We start from the raw sequence: 18,210 nt of genomic DNA on the forward strand, positions 1-18,210 counted from the left end.
CTTTCCCCAGGCTTGACCAGACCGCCGGAAAAGCCGACAAACCGGCGAAATCAGAAGACCGGACCCGGAACCGTTGACAACACCATTCGGTCCAGCGCCCGGAAGTAGTTTTCGAAGCTTTCCGGATGTGTGAACAGGAACAGGAACGGCTCGATCAGCTCCAGTTCCATGAGCACAAACCGACCGTTGATCAGCGTGCCGTCAACCCGGGCGTAGAGGCAGCCTTTTGCAAACTGCTCCACGTAGGCGCTGGCCTGCGCGAGCAGGTCGGCGGCCGGAACCTGCGGGTGAATCGTGCCGCCGAGGTAGTGCTGCACCCGGAAGTCGCCGGGTTTGGCTTTTTTCAGGACGCAGTGGCTGAATTGCCCGCCGAAAAACAGCAGCGACCATTCGCCTTCGGTCCGGATTTCTTCGATGAACGGCTGCGCCATAAACGCCTCCTGCTTCAGCAGTTCTTCCACCCGCGGGCTGGATTCGGCCACCTGTTCGCGGGTCAGGGCGAAGGTGTTTTTGGACCCGCCGCTCACGCAGGGCTTGACGATGAGCCTGTCGGTGCCGAACTGGTCGAAGCAGGCCGTCAGGTCCGGGCGGGTGTCTTTTTCGAGAAACAGGGTCGGCGTAACCGGCAGGCCGGCGGCGGCAATGTCGGCCAGGTAATGCTTGTCGCTGTTCCAGCGGACCACCTCGACGGGGTTCAGCAGCCGGACGCCCGCCGCCCGAATAGTGTCGAGCCAGGCGTAGAACGACCCGATTTTATCAAAATAATCCCAGGGTGATTTCAGCAGGGCCAGGTCGTAGGCTTCCCACCGGACGGCGGGGTCGGTCCATACTTCCTTGTGCACCGAGAGTCCTTTACTAGACAGGAACCGCAAAAGGTCCCCTTCTTCGTCGCCTCCCACGGGGGCGGTGTATTTTCCTTCGTCTTCGTAGGTGATGTAGGCAATCTTCATGTATCAATCCTTCAAAGGAGCAAAATTACCGCGTTTTTGCTCGCTAAATAATTTTCCTGCCTTCCATACGTCAGAAAAAGACTTGTTCACGTTTAGCAACGTATGGAAGAAATTCTACCTGTCCTTTTGTCTGGAATTGCCGGAACTGCCCTCATGACGCTGTTCATGTACGGGCTCGCCTTTGTGCTGGGCGGGCGACAGACGAAAGTGACGAAGATACTGGGCACCATGATCGCCAACCAGACCGGCCCCAACGGCGGCCTGTCTGAACGCCGCCCGGCGATCATTACCGGCATTATCGCTCACTATGCCGTCGGACTGGCTTTTGCCTCCGTGTATCACTGGATCTGGCAGACCGGCATCGGCCAGCCTACGTTTCGGGACGGACTGTGGCTGAGTGCGGCCAGTGCGGGGGCAGCCATCATTCTCTGGCGCTTGTTCTTTGCCGTTCACCCGCGTCCGCCGATTGTCAACCTGCGCACGTTTCTGCCGTCCATCGGCCTCGCCCACGTCGTCTTCACGTTCGGGGCGATTGCGGTGTACCGGTTGTTTCTGTGACGCGGCCGGCGCTAGGTGTTTTCCGACGTAGCCTTCGAAGACAGGTATTCGCGGTTCATCCGGACGATGTTGTCGATGGAAATCGAGGCCGGGCATTCTACGGCGCAGGCACCGGTAAACGAGCAGGCACCGAAGCCCTCCACGTCCATCTGGGCCACCATGCGCGCCACCCGTTCCTGCCGTTCGGCCTGGCCCTGGGGCAGCAGCGCAAACTTAGAAACCTGTGAGGCCGTAAACAGCATGGCCGAGGCATTCTTGCAGGCCGCCACGCAGGCGCCGCAGGCAATGCAGGCCGCCGCGTCCATTGCCTTTTCCTGCACATCGCGGGGAATGGGAATTTCGTTGGCGTCGGGAGCCGAGCCGGTGTTGACCGAAATATACCCCCCGGCCTGCACGATCCGGTCGAAGGCCGTGCGGTCGGTCATCAGGTCCTTGATGATGGGAAACGCCCGCGAGCGCCAGGGTTCCACGACGATTGTTTCGCCGTCCGTAAAGCTCCGCATGTGCAGCAGGCAGGTGGCGGCCCCAGTCTGCGGGCCGTGCGGACGGCCGTTGATGTACATCGAGCACTGTCCGCAGATGCCTTCCCGGCAGTCGTGATCGAAAGCAACGGGGCTTTCGCCTTTTTTGACCAGATCGGCGTTCAGAATGTCGAACATTTCGAGAAAAGAAGTGTCCGGTGAAATATCCTTCAGTTTGTATTCCACCAGCTTACCCGGTGCATTGGGGCCTTTTTGCCGCCAAACCTTCAGCGTAATATTCATAACGGAGTGCGTTGGATAGGCCCCTAACTTGCAGAAGCGGCAAAGGGTTGGAGAAAAATAGCCAAAGGCCCGGAAAAACAAAGGCCCTCTCCGCGGAGAGGGCCTTTGTTCTGAACAAGGTTGTTTACGGGTATTGGTCCCACCAGGCCGCCCTGGGCAGCGGTTCGTCCAGGCGCACCACTTCGCCGATCTGCGGCGTCGTCAGCGGAAGGCCCAGTTCGGCGGCTTTTTTCGTCAGGCGGCGAATCGGGTCGCGCCATTCGTGCAGGGCCAGGTTGAATTTGCCCCAGTGAATGGGCAGCACGACGGCCGCCCGGACGTCTTTTCCGGCCTGGGCCGTTTCTTCGGGCATGGAGTGAATGCTGTGCCAGGCCTCGTTGTAGGCCCCGTTTTCGAGCATGGCCAGATCGAACGGGCCGTATTTGTCGCCGATGGCCTTGAAGTTGGGCGAATAACCGGAGTCGGCTCCGTAGAACACGCGTTTGCCGCCGCCCAGCAGCACCCAGGAACTCCATAGCGTCGCATCCCGGCTAAAACCACGACCTGAGAAATGCCGCGCCGGCGTGCAGACCAGCGTCAGCTCGTCCAGTTGGGTGGTTTCCCACCAGTCCAGTTCGGTAATCTGCCCGGCCGGAATGCCCCAGGCTTCGAGGTGCGCCCCGACGCCCAGCGGTACAAAAAAGCGTTTGACGCGCCCTTTGAGCCCTAAAACGGTCGGGTAGTCGAGGTGGTCGTAATGGTCGTGGGAAAAAATGACGGCATCGACGGGCGGAAGTCCGGCCACGTCCATATACCGGTCGTAGCGGAAGCGTTTCGGCCCCAGAAACGAGACGGCCGAGGCCCGTTCGCCGAAAACGGGATCGGTCAGGATGGTTTTGCCGCCCACCCGAATCAGCAGCGACGAATGGCCGAACCAGCTTACGGCGACTTCATCGGCGGACCCGGTACGCACCAGCCGCCCGGCATCGAACGGCACGGTTTTGATGACTTCATCCGGTTCGCTCCCCTTGACTCCGCGCAGGATGAGCCAGCCGATGCGGGCCATTTTGGCGACGGACATGTCCATGAGGGTTTCGGTGGTGTTCCGGAACGTCCCGTCCTTGAAATTGGGCGAGTTTTGTATCCGCTGCAGCCGGGCCCCGGTAGCCTTGCCGCCCATCTGCGGAGCCACGTTCATAAAAATGCCAACCGCCAGGCCCATCAGGCCAAGGGTTATGAGCAGTACAAGTCCCATCATTTTCAGGAATTTCTTCATAGATATGACGGAGGAACAGCGCGCTATCGGTGTGAGTTCCGAAGACCAGTCGCGAACGGATTTACCAGACGTTCCCGGAGGGTTTTGTACGGGTCTGATCAGGATGTTAATCCGGTTTTAATTTGGGGCTTGCACTTACGCAGTAACTTCATGCACTTATTCCAAGTTTTGTGGTTTGGCCAGGATTCACGTTGATTCCCAATGGCCCCGTGCATGCGATGAAAACCGCCCCGATTCCGGAGAATGAAGAAGTGCGCCTGCAGGCCCTTCAGGATTACGCCATTCTGGATACCCTTCCGGAGGACGATTACGATGCTATTACCCGACTGGCTTCTGTCATCTGCGATACGCCCGTTTCGCTCATCAGCCTCGTCGACCGCGACCGTCAGTGGTTCAAATCCGCACACGGGCTTGAGATCCGCGAACTGCCGCGGGACGTGGCTTTCTGCGCCCACGCGATTCTGGAACCCGACCACCTCTTCGAAATTCCGGATGCCCGGCAGGACGATCGTTTTTTTGATAATCCGCTAACGACCGGCCCCCTGCAGGTCGAGTTTTACGCCGGGGCACCGCTGCTCGATTCGGCTGGCAACGCGCTGGGCAGCCTCTGCGTGATCGACCATTATCCCCGCAAACTGACCACTACCCAGCAGCAGGCCCTCCGGGACCTGGCTCATCAGGTGTCGCAGTTGCTGGAGCTTCGCAAACGCAACCACGAACTGGCCGAAAGCCAGATTCGGCTTCAGGAGGCGGAACAGGAACTGCAAAAGGCGCTGGTGCTGGAGCGAAAGGCCAACGAGCTGAAGTCGCGGTTTGTCAGTCTGGTGTCGCACGAATTCCGGACGCCGCTGTCGATCATCCTTTCGGGCATTGAACTCATCGAAATGATCAGCCAGAAGGTGACCGACCCGGCACTTGCCCAGCGGCTGCTCGAAAACATTGAACCGATCCGGGTGGAAATTCTCCGGCTGAAGCACCTCATCAACATGGCCGTTCAGCAGGAAAATTACCAGTCGAACCGCATGCAGTTCGTGCTCGAACCCTGCGATCTGGTTTCGTTCTGCCAGCGGCTGATCGAACGCCGCCGCCACCAGGACCCGGACTACGCCCGCCTCGACTTCCGGCCCGAAACCGACGAGGCCATCATTCACGCGGACCTGATGCTCCTCGAACACGTGCTCGAAAACCTGCTCAGCAACGGCCTCAAATATTCGGTTGATTCTCTGAAACCCGTGGAAGTGCGGCTCTGGGAGGCCGACGGGCGGGTCCATGTTTCCGTCAAGGATTACGGCATCGGCATTCCGGAGGAAGACATGGAGCGGCTGGGAGAGGGATTTTTTCGGGCTTCCAATACAGAAGGTATCTCCGGTACGGGGCTGGGACTGGCTTTGGCCCGTCAGTTCACGGAATTGCAGGGCGGGCACTTAACCATCGAAAGTCAACTGGGCGAATACACGCTTTGTCAGCTGAGCTTTCCGCTTTTAGAGAACTGATCTTCCTGATTAATCTTCTTACAAAATGAACTGGGTGAACCCTGGCAGGGTCTGCGACCGCTGCCAGGGTTCACCCAGTTCGGAACTACTGTTCGTCCGCGCTCGGCCCGTAGCTTCCCGGAATCGGAATGTCCAGCAGCCGGAGGAAAACGCCCAGCTGCGCCCGGTGGTGGATGATCTGGCTGAAAGCATGGCGAATGGTTTCGGCCTTGGTCGAGGTGCTGAAGATCTGGTCGCCCTGCCGCAGTGTCCAGGGCAGTTCCAGTTGTTCTTCCGCTACCGTGCGCAGGGCTTCCCGACCCTCGTCCAGCGCCTGTTCAAAATAGGCCAGCAGTTCCGCGCGGTTGTTGATCGGTACCGGCTTGTATTCGTAGACAGCAAAATCCAGCTCCTCGGTATTGATTGCCAGCGGAACCCAGGTGGGCAGTTCGGCGATGTGCGTAGCCAGTTGCCGGATGGTCATGCTTTTGGGATGCGGCTGCCAGTCGAATTTGTCATCCGGCACGCGTTCCAGCATTTTGCGGGTGGTCTCGGCTTCGAGCTCCAGTTCTTTCTGCCACATGGGAATCAGGGCTACCGGGGTTTGAACAGGTGTCATCGTATTTATCTTGTTTTGGTTGAACCATACAAAGATCACCCGCGCCGGTGACAGCCTTATGTCAGTAGCCTTCCAAAACCCTGTCAGCGGTCGCAGGCCCTGACAGGGTGTGAGTTAGGGAAGCCGTTGCCTCACCTACGGCGTTTTCTCCCAAACACCCCGCTCAAGCGTTTCGTTACCCTTTAACACTTCCTGTCAACTGTCATGAAACCCATGCCCCGCATCGGCCTGACCGAGAGCCTGTCCGCTTTTTTGTCAGACGGATACCGATTTATCCAGAAATGCTGTCGGATTTACGAAACGGATATTTTCGGGATCAATCTGCCGGGAAAGCCGGTCTTCTGCATTCACGGTCGGGAGGCGGCTCGGTTGTTCTACGACCCGTCGAAATTCATCCGGCATGGGGCCGTCCCGGCGCCGATTCAAAAAACGCTGACCGGCGAAAAGGCCATTCACACCCTCGACAACGGCCAGCATCGCCACCGCAAGGATATGTTTCGCTCGCTGCTGATGGCGCCCGACCGGATTCAGACACTGATGGAAGCCATGCGGCAGGAATGGATTCGGGCGCGCGAACGCTGGAGCCGGATGCCGCGCGTGGTGTTGTTCGAAGAAAGCCAGACCCTGCTGACGCTGGCCGCCTGCCGCTGGGCCGGAATCCCGTTGACCGACGAAGAAGCGCCCCAGCGGGCCCGCGATATGTGGAGCATGGTCGATGGCTTCGGCAGCCTGGGCGTGCGCAACTGGAAAGGCCGGGCCGCCCGGCAACGCACCGAGCGGTGGATTGGCGCGCTGATCGAACAGGTACGCGCCGGCACCCTGCCGGTGGAAGAAGGCACGCCGCTGGCCGTACTGGCCCGATTTACCGAACCCGACGCGTCCGGCAGCCCGCAGGTGCTCGACCCCAAAATGGCAGCGGTAGAACTCCTGAACGCCACGCGTCCGATTGTCGCTATTTCGACCTATATTGTCTTTGCGGCCCACGCCCTGCACCGCTACCGGGGCTTCCGGCAGCAGCTCCGGACGGCGGGAACCGAAGCCGACATCGAACGTTTCGTGCAGGAAGTCCGCCGGTATTATCCGTTTGCCCCCTTTATGGGCGCCCGTGTCCGCGACGATTTCGACTGGCAGGGGCACCGTTTTCCGAAAGGCACGCTGGTTCTGCTGGACATTTTCGGCACCAACCGCGATGCCCGCCTCTGGCAGCGGCCGGAAGAGTTCTGGCCCGAGCGGTTCCGGAACTGGGACGGCGACCCGTTCCGCCTTATCCCGCAGGGCGGCGGGCCTTACGAGAACGGCCACCGCTGCCCCGGCGAATGGATCACCATCGAGGCGCTGAAAGTGGCGGTGGGTTTTCTGACCCAGTCGATGACCTTCGACGTGCCGAAGCAGGACATGGATTACCCCATCACCCGCCTGCCGACGTTTCCCAAAAGCGGTTTTGTCATGATCAATGTCCGGCAGGCCCTGACGCCGGTTACGACCGGGCCGCCGGTATCGACCGGGCCGCCAGTTGTTCCAGCCGCCGGATAGACTGCACCATCGACCGGACGGTGTGGTAGTTGATTTTCCACGAATGGCTCATGTGCGTCCAGATGGGTTCGCCCTGGCGCGTCATCAGCGGCCACCACTCGCCCACAGGGCGGTTGATCATTTTGTCGAAAACGAAGCGATGCACCCGGTCGTAGGCATGCATGTATTTTTCGTCGCCGAACAGCCGGTAGCCGTCCAGAAAGCCGATGAGGGCTTCGGCCTGCTGCCAGAACTCTTTTTCCCGGTCGTAGACGGTTCCGGCATGGGAACCTTCGACAAAAACGCCGCCGTATTCTTCATCAATGCCAAAATCGGCGGCGTGCTCCAGCGGTTTGCGCAGGGCCTCGCGGTAATCGTCCAGCGGCATCCCGAGCGTTTCGAGCGCGTGCAGCAGCAGCCAGGCAAATTCGGTATTGTGGCCGTAGCTGGTGTTGTCTTCCGCTTCGCGCTTGACGCCGTCTTCCGTGAACCGGTCCCAGCCCCAGATGACATCGAATTTGATCTGCGGAGCCACCCGCCAGTCGGCCCAGAACTGCGGAATGCCGGTTCCGTACTCCGGATGCAACACTTTGTTCAGCAAAATGCCGATGACCTCCTGTAGTTTTCGGCGGTGCAGCGGCAGTCGGCTGGCCTCGTAAAGGGTGGTGTACGCCTCCATCAGGTGCATGTGCACATCCAGCGTTTTGCGGTCGCCGCCCGCCGGGCCGGGGCCTTTCAGCGTCCAGTCGCGCCAGAACATTTCGAAGTAGCCGCCGTACTGCGTATCCGCCGCGTGTTTCTGCAACAGGTCGAACGTCCGGGAAGCGTATTCCAGTCCGCGGGGGTCGCCGGTGGCGAGGGTGTACTCGCTCAGGCTGTAGATGGCGAAGCTCTGTCCGTAGACGATTTTCTGGTCGTTGACTACCTCCCCGCGGCGGTTGGTCATCCAGTAAAACCCGCCATGTTCTTCATCCCACATCCGGCTCAGCAAATAATCCGCGCCGTGGCGGGCAAATTCGGCCAGCTCGCCGTCGCCATACCCCGCCCGGTGAGCCGAAGCGAACGTGTACAGGCAGCGCGTCTGGGCAATCAGCGACTTCTCATCTTCGCCCGAATCGTTGCCATTTTTATCAAAATGCGTAATAAAACCGCCGTTGACCATGTCCCGGCAGCGGGCCGTCCAGAACGGCAGAAGCTCCCGCGTGAGGTGGTGGCGGGCTTCGGTGAGGTGGGTCATACTTTTTGATTGTGAATTAGTGAATTGGCGAATAGCGAATTGGCGAATAGTGAGTGGGTACGTATTCACAACTCTAGGAATTGCGGGGCAGGCGAGCGAAGCTATTCGCCAATTCGCCATTCGCTAACTCGCTAATTTCCTCCCGGTTTGCCGTTCCGGTCTGGCCGAGCTTCTGCACGGTTACGGCGGCGGCGAGGTTGGCGAGGGCGATGGCTTCCGGCGGGCGGGCTCCGGCTCCCCGGCAGGCCGCGTAGGCCGCCACGACGGTATCCCCGGCCCCGACGGTGTCCAGCGGACCGGCGAGCGGCAACCCGGCGACGCTTGCCGATTCGGCTGTGTCCACGTACAGAATGCCCGCGGCTCCGCGCGTCAGGATGACGGGCGCAGACAGGCGACCGGCGAGCTGACGGCTGTGCTGACGACACCAGTCCTCGTCCTCTTCCGACGCCTCCGGAACGTTCAGCATCCGGGCGAGCTCCGCCGTATTGACCTTCAGCGGAATCTGGCGCAGGTGCTGCCCCACGTGCCGCATATCCGCCACGTACTGGCAATTCGGGTGGTTCAGCAGCAACTCGTTCAGCCGGACCGTCCGGGCGGCGTCCAGAAGCGGGGCCGGAAACTGCTGGTTCAGAATCAGCACATCGAGCGTGGGCAAAGCCCGTTCGAGTTCGGCCAGAAGCTGCCCGAAAACGGCCTCCGACAAGGCGTTTTGCGTTCCGAAATCGAGGCGGTTCCCTTCCCGGCCTTCCCGCATCGGCTTGGTGTAGACGCAGGTGTCCCAGCCCGTTTCGACGGTCAGCAGGCCGCTTGTATCGACGTTGACCCGCTGCAGCAGGTGACGCAGTTCGCGCCCGAAGGCATCCGGGCCCACGGCCCCGAACGCCCGAATCGCGCCGACGCCCAGCGCGGCCAGGTTCTGCACCACGTTTCCGGCGCCGCCCGGCGAAGTCTGCATTCGCCCGCCCCAATGCACCGGCAGGCCCGTTTCGAGGGAGTTTTCGCCCGTTTCGGTCTGGAGCGTGTAGTAACAGTCCACCGCAAAATCCCCGATCACGGCGGCGCGCAGCGTTCGAAACCGGTCAAAAAGCGTCGGCAAATCGAAATCCGTCATTTATTTGGACTGAAAAACGAAGAGGTCCTTAAACTGCCAGTTGCCGTCCTGCTGCCGACCGAGCGCAATGACGAGCTGGTTGGGCGAACGACGCTCGTACAGCACCCGCAGCGGGTCGCCGCCCTGTTTTTCGTAAATCGCCCGGTTTTTGGACGCTTCCAGAAAAACGTACCGATCGGACTTGTCCTTTTCCTCCACGCCGATCAGGCCGGGCTTGAAGTGCTTCACCATTACCACCGGACCCGTGGCGGTCTGTTCAAACGCAAACACTTCGTACAGGGTCACTTTTCCGTCTTTCATCATCCGGATCATGCCCATAATGTTGTCGCCGCTGGGGTCGGTCCAGGCCGCTTCGATGGGGCCGCCGTTGTGGGTTCCCTGCCAGTGTCCGGCGATGAACTGCATGTCGGCCAGTGTGCCGGTCCGGGAGGCGGTCTGGGCGACAACGGACGCGAGAAGTCCGCCGCTGAGCAGGGCGGTCAAGAGGTATTTTTTCATGAAAAACGGGGTTTGAGAAATGGGAAAAACCGCAGGCAGGCTAAGGTGGTGCGCCGCCCGGTTTGTCCGCTGTGTCATTAATCCCAAAACCGTTTTTGCCGCCCGATTTACTTAAAAATTGCCTCGTCTTCTGATGAAGTCAAAAATCCATTCCGACGGCGCGGAGTGATTTCCGGGCACAAAAAAGAGGCTTCCGGATTACAGAAGCCTCTTTTTTACTATTCAGCAGTGCTTAATCTTCGTCCTGCAAAACGCCCATGAGCCCGTTCTGGTAATCAAAAATGGCCTGGCGGATTTCTTCCTGCGTGTTCATCACAAACGGCCCGTAGGAGGCGACCGGCTCGTTCAGCGGCGGGGCAGAGCCGAGCAGAATGCGGGCATCGGTCCGCGCTTCCACGCTCAGTTCGTCGCCTTCCGGGGCAAAAACGACCAGCGCCCGGCCCGTTACCTCCTGTCCGTTGACGACAATCGTCCCGTTTAACAGGTAAAAAAGTACGGCGCGATCCGCAGCAATCCGGCGGGTAAACGCCCCGCCCGCCTGCAGGCGCACGTTTGCCAGTTCGACATCGTACACCGGCCTGACCGGCCCCTGCACGCCCTCCCACTCGCCGGACGTAACGGCAACGGTCACCCGGCCGCCGTCGAGCGAGGCGGTGGGAATGTCCGCTTCCTGCAGGCCGACATAATGCGGCGCGATCATTTTCGAACGGGCGGGCAAATTGGTCCAGAGCTGGATGAGTTCGACCGGGCCGCCGCGCTGGCGAAATTCGGCCGACGAGCTTTCGGAATGCACCAGCCCGCGGCCGGTGGTCATCCACTGCACGCCGCCGCGCCCGATGGTGCTGGCAAAACCGTTGCTGTCGCGGTGCCGGACGTCGCCTTCGTAAATGAACGTTACCGTTTCGAAACCCCGGTGCGGGTGCGGTCCGAACGGCAGGCCGCTGTTGTGCGACGGAAAGGTTTGCGGACCGTGGTGGTGCAGCAGCAGAAACGGGTCGAGGGCATCCAGACCCGGCGCGGGCAGCGGCTGGTGCATGGTCAGCACTCCCATCGACTGCGCGCGGGGCCGGATCAGCGTGCGGATTAAACGTTGAGGCATAGTTAGTTGATTAGTCATTAGCGGTACGGCCCAGGTCGCCCTGCAGAGCTTCGATGGCTCCGGCCAGGTACACCAGCGGTGCGTTCCAGTTGATGGCAATTTCGTTGGACGCGTACGAACAGGCGTCATCCGTAAAGCATTCGTCGGCCGCCGTGGAAGTATAGGTCGTGCATTTGTCCTGCCGCCCCGGATTGGGTCCTCCGGACAGCAGCCCCGGCACCGGCTCCGCAATGCCGTCGGCTTCGGAAGGCCGGTGGTGAATGTGCATCGGCGTTTTGTGCCCCAGGCCCGTCACGAACGAATATCCCGTCGCGTTGCGGCCCAGCAGGTAATCCAGGTTCGTCAGAGCGCCGCGCAGATAGCGGGGGTCGCGGGTCAGCCGGTACGCCTGAATGAGCGCAATGCCCTGATTGGCGGCCACGGCGCTGCTTCCCCAGATAAAATCCCGGGCGGTCCGGCCCATGACCGTGGCGTAAGGCCGCTGGTCGAAACCGCTCATGAGCGTATCCGACAGGGCCACCACGCGCTTCTGCCAGTCCGGCAGCTGGTTCTGAAACTGGGCCGGAAGCTTTTTGCCGAGCCGCAGCAGCGTGTAGTACCCCAGCGCCCGTACCTGGTTCCAGGAGGGCAGCGAAACGGAGCCTTCGGTCAGTTTGGCGGCGGTCAGGTACTCCGGTTTGCCGGTGGTGGCAAAGAGTTCGGCACCGGCCCAGGCCCACTCGTCGCTGAGGTTGTTGTCGCCGTACGCGCCCGTCGTGACGTCGGGGTCAAACTGTTTGTTCATTTCCTCCTGCCGGTACAGAACGGCCGGGTTTTTCTGCGCCCATTCCCAGGCCCGGAGCGCCGCCCGCTGGCAGGAGTCTGCCAGCCCGGGCAAGGGCCGGTTGTAGGCCCGGTACACGCGGCTGGCCTGCGCCATGACGGCGGCAAAATCCAGGGCGGCGGCGGTGCTTTTCTGCACCACATAGCGCGGGGTGTTGGCTACTTTGTGCGGCATTTCCATGCCGTCGAATTTGGCGTTGGTCAGCTTATGGTACACGCCGCCGTCGGTGGGGTCCTGCATCGTCAGCATCCAGCGGAGGTTGTAGAGCGATTCGTCCAGCAGGTCGGGCACGGCGTTGCCGCTTTCCGGAATGCCGACCGAAAGCTTCTGGCTGTAGGCCGGAAAATCTTCGTGCAGCGACAGCAGCGTGGCGACCGTAATGCCCGAATTGACGATGTATTTGTTGTAATCGCCCGCATCGTACCAGCCCAGCGGCGAGGAAAGCACCGTTCCGGCCGGGCGGCTGGCCGAAGCGGCTGACGGGTGTACCAGCACCTTCGTATCCGGGTGGCCGGCCGGGCGCGCCCACTTCCCGGCATATTTTTCGTCCAGCGGCATCGACAGGCGCTGGAAATAAAAGCCTTTCAGGGACGCTTTGGCCACCGGTTCGTTGACGTTGTTCCGGATTTCGAACGGGTACGAAACGCCCACGCCCGGCACCACAAGCACGTATTTTCCCGGCTTGCGAACGGCTGAAAAATCGGCCAGACGCGTCTTTTTACCGGAATATGGGCTGGTGCGCGGAGCCGAAAGCTGCCCCCGGAAAACGGTATCTTTCCCCGAAACGACCGCAAAGGCCGTCGGCGCGTCGGCGGCCACCGCGGCGGTTTTTGGAGCCTGCGGATAAAAGCCAAGCTGGTTGAGGCGAATGGCCTCCGGGCCGGTCTGGGCCAGAACCGTGCTTACTCCGGCCAGCAGAAGGGCGCTGGAGGTTACTAGTTTGTTCAGCATATTTGGTTTAGAAAAGCCTGAGGGGGTCGCGCAGATTGGCACTGGTGCTTTCTGCGTCGCAACGGCGAACCGTCAATCTGCGCGAACCCCACCCGTTCAAAGTTACAGATTTAACCGCTCCGCCGCTACGGGTTCGTTCCAGAACAGCCCCGCCTGCCGGCTGAAATCTTCCGGAGAGTCGGTGGTCAGAAACCGGCGCGAGCCTCCCTTGGAGCACTGCTCCGCCATCTCCGGATGCCGGTCCAGGTAATCGGCCAGGCTGTCGGCCACAATCTCGCCCTGACTCAGGATGGTCATTCCGTCGGGGGCAAATTCCCTGATTTTGGGCAGCAGCAGCGGGTAATGGGTACAGGCCAGCAGCAGCGTGTCGATGTCCGGCGACTGGTCCAGCAGGTTTTTCAGGTGCTTCCGGACGAAATAATCCGCGCCGGGGTCGAGGTGCTCGCCGTTCTCGACCAGCGGCACCCACATCGGACAGGCCTCCTGATACACCGCCAGCGCCGGAAAAAACTTTTCGATTTCGACCCGGTAAGACTCCGATGTGACCGTCCCGCGCGTCGCCAGAATGCCCACGTGGCCGGAGGCGGTAAACCGGCCAATCACTTCGGTGGTCGGGCGGATCACCCCCAGCACGCGGCGCTCCGGGGCCAGCGTCGGCAGGTCGAGTTGCTGGATGTTGCGCAGGGCTTTGGCCGAAGCGGTGTTGCAGGCCAGAATCACCAGTCGGCAGCCCATCCGGAACAGGTGCTGCACGCATTCGAGGGTATAGTGGTACACCGTATCGAACGAACGGGTGCCGTAGGGCGTCCGGGCGTTGTCGCCGAGGTAAACGTAATCGTACTGCGGCAGTTTCCGAACGATGCTTTGCAGGACGGTCAGTCCGCCGTAGCCGGAATCGAAAACGCCAATGGGTTGTGGAGCGGGCATTCAAAAAAGTTATTTCACAAAGTTTAGCAAAGGATCGCAAAGAACCGCAAAGAAATCATTGATGAACTTTGATTCTCTTTGATAAACTTTGCAAAACAACCCCTCTTCTATCCACCGGATGCGCTACTTCCGCTTCATTGTTAAATTGCTGCTGGGTCTTGTCCTTCTACTGCTGCTGCTGATCGCCGCCAGCGTGGTGCCCATCGACGAGACGCCGTACCGGCAGACCGACTTTTACCGGCAGACCAAAGCCCGCCTCGCCGCCCTGCCCCTTCCGCCCAAACCCACCGCCCCGCTGCAGGCTGGCTGGGCCAAAGTCAACATCACACCGGCCTATACGACGCCGACCGGCGGTTACGGTGTCCGCCGCGGCAAACACTGGACCACCGTCCACGATTCGGTGTTCGTCCGGACGATGGTCTTCAGCAACGGCAGCAACACCGTCGCCGTCCTGGCGCTGGATTTGCTCATTACGCCGCCGACCGTCGCCGCTCAGCTCAAAAAACGACTGCCCGAAGTGGGCCTGACCTGGGACAATGTGTATTCCGGAGCCATTCACTCGCACAACAGCGTCGGCGGCTGGGCTCCCGGACTGGTGGGCGAACTGATTGCGGGCGATTTTGACGAAAAACTGGTCGGCAGGCTCACCGACGCCATTCTGCAATCCATCCGGCTGGCGAAGCAGCGCATGGACCCGGTCACGGTCGGTTACGACGAAGTGGACGGCACGCCGTTTATTCACAACCGCCGCGACGACAGCGGCCCGGTCGATGGTCCTATCCGGACGCTGAAATTCCGGAAAGCATCCGGCGAAACGGCTTATCTGTGTACGTTTTCGGGCCACGCCACCATCTACCGGGCTGTGGAAGGAGCCGGGCACCTGAGCCGCGACTATCCCGGTGCGCTGGTCGACCGGATCGAGCGGGCCACGGGCGGCTTTGCGGCTTTCATGGCCGGGGCCGTGGGCACCACCTCGCCGCGGGTGGAAGGCGACTCCGACGGCCGCAAGCCCGTCGCCCGTTATGCCGATTCGCTGGCGCGCCGCCTGCTGCCCCGGCTGTCCGCCATCCAGACCCGCCCCGACAGTGCGCTGGCCTTGCTGACGCTGCCCCTGTCGCTGCGCGAGCCCCACGCCCGCATTGCCGACGGCTGGCGACTCCGGCCGGGCCTTTTTCTTTCGTTTTATGGCGATTACCCGTCCGAGTTGAAAGCCCTGCGCCTCGGTCCCGCCCTACTGCTGGGTACTCCCTGCGACTTCTCAGGCGAGCTGGTTCCGGACGTACTTCCGGCGGCGCAGCAGCGCGGCCTGCATCTGATGGTTACGAGCTTCGACGGCGGGTACGTGGGCTACATCACGCCGGACCGATATTACCACGAAAAGCACTACGAAACCCGGGACATGAACTGGTTCGGGCCGGGCAACGGGGCGTATTTTACAGAAATGATGCGGGGTCTGGCGGGGAAGCTTTGACGTTGGAAATTTGTAATTGAGTGAATGAGCGATTGAGTGCAGAATTACCAGATCACTCAACCGCTCATTCACTCAATCACTCATTCCATCCCCTTAACAGTCTCCGTCGTCACCGTGGTTTTGGCGGCTTCTTTCTGTTTGGCTTCTTCCTTGGCCCGCTTGCGGAAGAAACCGCGCAGGAGGAAGTTGTGCTGCAGGGCCTCCATGTTTTCGTCCAGCTTCTGCGTGCTGCTTTCGAGGTTGCGGATGGTCGCTTTCAGGTCGCGGTTGACGGTCTCGTCGTTGAGCAGCAGCCCCACGGCGTTATCGCGGCTGTTGAGGCGGTCGGTGGCTTTGGTGATGTTGCCGGTAATCTCGGTCGCCGCCGCGGACGCCTGCCGCAGCCGGGCCGACGAGGTGCGCAGATCGTTGAAAATAACCGTATCCGACACCAGATCGTAGGCCAGCGTGCCTTTGCGGTTCAGCTTGGAGGTGTACTGGTTCAGCGAGCCGGAGAGGCGGTTGGCGTTTTCGGAGGCGGACTGCAGACTCGTCAGCGCCGCCCGGAACTGCACCGCCAGCCCGTCGTCGGTCAGAACGGCCCCGGCCATGCCTTTGCCCTTTGAGATTTTATCGACGATGTTCTTCACGTCGGTCGTCACTTTGAGCAGATTCTGGTTGTTGGCCTGAAGCGTCTCCATGATTTCATCCGAACTGAGGGCTTCGTTGGCCTGGAGGCGGTCGCCGTCCTCAACGGGTTCGGTCCGGGGAGAGCCGCCCACGATCTGCACGATCTTGTTGCCGATCAGTCCGTCGGTGCTCAGGCTGGCTTTGGCGTCCTTGCGGATGTACTGCCGGGAGCTTTCCTCGATGTTCATCATGATTTCGACCTGCGACGTGCCGTAGAACCGGATTTTGCGCACGGTGCCAATTTTTACGCCGGAAAACCAGACGTTGTTGCCCACCTGAAGGCCGCCTACGTCATCAAAAACGGAAAACACGTGAACGGTCTTGACAAACCGCTTCTGCTGGCCGCCCAGCACCACAATTCCCGTAACCAGTATAGCAATGCCGACCGCGATAAAGATGCCGACGGTAATGGCGCGTTTGTTATCTCCTGAATTCATATGCGTAACCCGGAATGGTATTCCGGAGGGTTAGTTTTTCAATTTGTAACCCGGAATGCCATTCCGGGACGTTTTCGACTTATTGCCCGGAATATCATTCCGGGTTACATCACAAAGTTGTATTCATAAAACTGTTTCACCCGCTCGTCTTCCGGGTCGTTGAACACCTCCTCGAACGTGCCCTGCCGCGCAAACTGCCCGTCGAGGAGCATGGCGATGCGGTCGCCGACGCTTTTGGCGCAGGTCAGGTCGTGGGTGATGATGATCGACGACGTCCGGTACCGTTCCTGCACCTCGTTGATGAGTCCGTTGATGTCTTCCGACGTGATGGGGTCGAGGCCGGCGGTGGGCTCATCGTACAGCATGATTTCCGGTCGCAGAATGAGCGTCCGGGCAATGCCGATGCGTTTGCGCTGCCCGCCGGAGAGTTCGGACGGCATCTGGTTGATCGTCTGCGAAAGCCCCACGCCGTCCAGCGCCTCTTCCACCGCCCGGTTGATTTCGGTCCGGCTGAGGTTCCGGACGTTGCGGATGAGCGGAAATTCAAGGTTTTCGCGCACCGTCATGCTGTCGTACAGGGCGCTGTTCTGGAACGAGAACCCGACTTTCAGCCGCAGCTGGTCCAGTTCGCGGGGCGACATGGCGGTGACTTCCTCGCCCAGCACCTTCACCGAACCGGCGTCCGGTTTCAGCAGTCCGACCAGAATTTTTATCAAAACCGACTTTCCGGTTCCGGAGCGGCCCAGCACGACGAGGTTTTCGCCCTGAAACAGGTCCAGATCGACGCCCCGCAGCACGTGCAGATCGCCAAACGAAATCCGGACGCCGCGCAGGCTGATGACGGTTTCGTCCCGATTGATAGGGGTGGATTTCTGCATCATCTTACATGGCCCGGATAGCGTTCACAATCTGCATAATCATAATTTCTTCGATGAAAATAAGAAACATCGCCGTCACCACTGCCGAGTTGGCCGCCCGGCCCACGCCTTCGGTTCCCTTTGAAGAATAATAGCCTTTGTAACTGCCGACCATGCCGATGGTGAAACCGAAAATGGTGGCTTTGATCACCGACGAATTCACGTCCAGGAACGAAATCGCGTCGAAAAATTCCTCCACGAAACTGATAAAGCTGGTGCCTTCGTTCTGGTTGATGTTCAGAAAAGCGCCCAGCAGACCCACGCCGACAAAGTACATGGCCAGCGTCGGAATCATGAACGTGGTGGCCAGTACGCGGCTGGCGACCAGAAACTTGAACGGATTGGTGGCCGAAACCTCCATCGCGTCGATCTGTTCCGTCACGCGCATGGAGCCGAGTTCCGCCCCGATGTTGGAGCCCACCCGCCCGGCGCAGATCAGGGCCGTCACCAGCGGCGCCAGCGCCCGCACGAGCGCAATCGAAATCAGCGACGGCAGCCAGGAAGTAGCCCCGAATTCGGCCAGCGACGGCCGCGACTGGTTCGTGAACACGATGCCGGTGATAAAACCCGTCAGCGTAATCAGCGGCAGCGACCGGACGCCCACCTCGTAGCACTGCCGCACGATCTCGCGGCCTTCGTAGGGCGGCATCAGGACTTCCCGGAAAAACCGGGCAATGAAGGTGCCTACGTTGTATAAATTGAGAAAAACACGGTCCATTCGCCGGGTCACGACGGGCCGGGGAGCGGATTCCGGTTTGGAAAGTTGTGAATTCATCATGCAGTTCTCCGATCATCATCCGGCTGCCCAGGCGGCTCCGGCTTACGTTTGTATGGTAAAACCCGCAGAAGCGGCAGTAGTTTGAATTCGTTACGGAGAGGGCCGGAGCCAGCGCGCCGAACGGCTTCTTTCCCGCAGTTGATGGGAGAAAACTGTCCGCCC

The 18,210-nt window shown here is 60.4% G+C and carries 17 protein-coding genes; 4 read left to right on the forward strand and 13 right to left on the reverse strand.

Annotated features, from left to right (window positions below; genetic code table 11):
- Positions 1-50: 50 nt before the first annotated feature.
- Entirely contained in the window at positions 51-950 is a 900-nt protein-coding gene (locus ORG26_RS10255) for an ATP-grasp domain-containing protein (protein ID WP_266368940.1), read from the reverse strand.
- 102 nt (positions 951-1,052) lie between these two features.
- Here ORG26_RS10255 and ORG26_RS10260 point away from each other — a divergent pair, with 102 nt between their 5' ends.
- Complete coding sequence (locus tag ORG26_RS10260) at positions 1,053-1,508, forward strand: hypothetical protein (RefSeq protein WP_266368941.1); 456 nt, start codon at positions 1,053-1,055, stop codon at positions 1,506-1,508.
- Positions 1,509-1,519: 11 nt separating this feature from the next.
- On the opposite strand, the gene ORG26_RS10265 is transcribed toward ORG26_RS10260, so the two are convergent.
- Together ORG26_RS10265 and ORG26_RS10270 are read right to left on the reverse strand one after the other, a co-directional pair.
- Complete coding sequence (locus tag ORG26_RS10265; RefSeq protein WP_266368942.1) at positions 1,520-2,272, reverse strand: succinate dehydrogenase/fumarate reductase iron-sulfur subunit; 753 nt, start codon at positions 2,270-2,272, stop codon at positions 1,520-1,522.
- Between the two features lie 124 nt (positions 2,273-2,396).
- The gene (locus ORG26_RS10270; RefSeq protein WP_266368943.1) at positions 2,397-3,527 is read right to left on the reverse strand and encodes an MBL fold metallo-hydrolase; all 1,131 of its coding nucleotides are present in this window, start codon (positions 3,525-3,527) and stop codon (positions 2,397-2,399) included.
- Positions 3,528-3,745: 218 nt separating this feature from the next.
- On the opposite strand from ORG26_RS10270, the gene ORG26_RS10275 reads away from it, so the two are divergent.
- The gene (locus ORG26_RS10275; RefSeq protein WP_266368944.1) at positions 3,746-5,020 is read left to right on the forward strand and encodes a GAF domain-containing sensor histidine kinase; all 1,275 of its coding nucleotides are present in this window, start codon (positions 3,746-3,748) and stop codon (positions 5,018-5,020) included.
- A gap of 85 nt (positions 5,021-5,105) precedes the next feature.
- Here ORG26_RS10275 and ORG26_RS10280 read toward each other — a convergent pair whose 3' ends face one another.
- Positions 5,106-5,618 (reverse strand): DinB family protein, encoded by a 513-nt coding sequence (locus tag ORG26_RS10280; RefSeq protein WP_266368945.1) that lies wholly within the window; start codon positions 5,616-5,618, stop codon positions 5,106-5,108.
- A gap of 204 nt (positions 5,619-5,822) precedes the next feature.
- On the opposite strand from ORG26_RS10280, the gene ORG26_RS10285 reads away from it, so the two are divergent.
- A complete protein-coding gene (locus ORG26_RS10285) occupies positions 5,823-7,151 on the forward strand; it encodes a cytochrome P450 (protein WP_266368946.1) in 1,329 nt (442 codons plus the stop codon).
- Here ORG26_RS10285 and ORG26_RS10290 read toward each other — a convergent pair.
- The 6 genes from ORG26_RS10290 to murI form a co-directional block, all read right to left on the reverse strand.
- A complete protein-coding gene (locus tag ORG26_RS10290) occupies positions 7,096-8,367 on the reverse strand; it encodes an AGE family epimerase/isomerase (RefSeq protein ID WP_266368947.1) in 1,272 nt (423 codons plus the stop codon). The two genes, ORG26_RS10285 and ORG26_RS10290, sit on opposite strands and share 56 nt — an antisense overlap.
- A 73-nt stretch (positions 8,368-8,440) precedes the next feature.
- A complete protein-coding gene (locus ORG26_RS10295) occupies positions 8,441-9,478 on the reverse strand; it encodes a bifunctional heptose 7-phosphate kinase/heptose 1-phosphate adenyltransferase (protein ID WP_266368948.1) in 1,038 nt (345 codons plus the stop codon).
- Entirely contained in the window at positions 9,479-9,976 is a 498-nt protein-coding gene (locus ORG26_RS10300; protein ID WP_266368949.1) for a DUF6265 family protein, read from the reverse strand. It abuts the gene before it with no gap.
- A 232-nt stretch (positions 9,977-10,208) separates the two neighbouring features.
- Entirely contained in the window at positions 10,209-11,075 is an 867-nt protein-coding gene (locus ORG26_RS10305) for a pirin family protein (protein ID WP_266368950.1), read from the reverse strand.
- A 10-nt stretch (positions 11,076-11,085) separates the two neighbouring features.
- Positions 11,086-12,849, reverse strand: a complete 1,764-nt coding sequence (locus ORG26_RS10310) for a glycoside hydrolase family 9 protein (protein WP_266368951.1) — start codon at positions 12,847-12,849, stop codon at positions 11,086-11,088.
- A 102-nt stretch (positions 12,850-12,951) separates the two neighbouring features.
- Positions 12,952-13,776, reverse strand: coding sequence for a glutamate racemase (gene murI, locus ORG26_RS10315; protein WP_266368952.1), 825 nt, complete (start codon positions 13,774-13,776; stop codon positions 12,952-12,954).
- 88 nt (positions 13,777-13,864) lie between these two features.
- Here murI and ORG26_RS10320 point away from each other — a divergent pair, with 88 nt between their 5' ends.
- Entirely contained in the window at positions 13,865-15,247 is a 1,383-nt protein-coding gene (locus ORG26_RS10320; RefSeq protein WP_323134408.1) for a neutral/alkaline non-lysosomal ceramidase N-terminal domain-containing protein, read from the forward strand.
- 80 nt (positions 15,248-15,327) lie between these two features.
- On the opposite strand, the gene ORG26_RS10325 is transcribed toward ORG26_RS10320, so the two are convergent.
- The 3 genes from ORG26_RS10325 to ORG26_RS10335 form a co-directional block, all read right to left on the reverse strand.
- Positions 15,328-16,353, reverse strand: coding sequence for an MlaD family protein (locus ORG26_RS10325; protein ID WP_266368953.1), 1,026 nt, complete (start codon positions 16,351-16,353; stop codon positions 15,328-15,330).
- Between the two features lie 104 nt (positions 16,354-16,457).
- The gene (locus ORG26_RS10330; RefSeq protein ID WP_266368954.1) at positions 16,458-17,234 is read right to left on the reverse strand and encodes an ABC transporter ATP-binding protein; all 777 of its coding nucleotides are present in this window, start codon (positions 17,232-17,234) and stop codon (positions 16,458-16,460) included.
- 1 nt (position 17,235) lies between these two features.
- Complete coding sequence (locus ORG26_RS10335) at positions 17,236-18,045, reverse strand: MlaE family ABC transporter permease (RefSeq protein WP_266369370.1); 810 nt, start codon at positions 18,043-18,045, stop codon at positions 17,236-17,238.
- Positions 18,046-18,210 lie beyond the last annotated feature (165 nt).

Origin of the sequence: Tellurirhabdus rosea (genome assembly GCF_026278345.1) — a bacterium.
Classification (GTDB): domain Bacteria; phylum Bacteroidota; class Bacteroidia; order Cytophagales; family Spirosomataceae; genus Tellurirhabdus; species Tellurirhabdus rosea.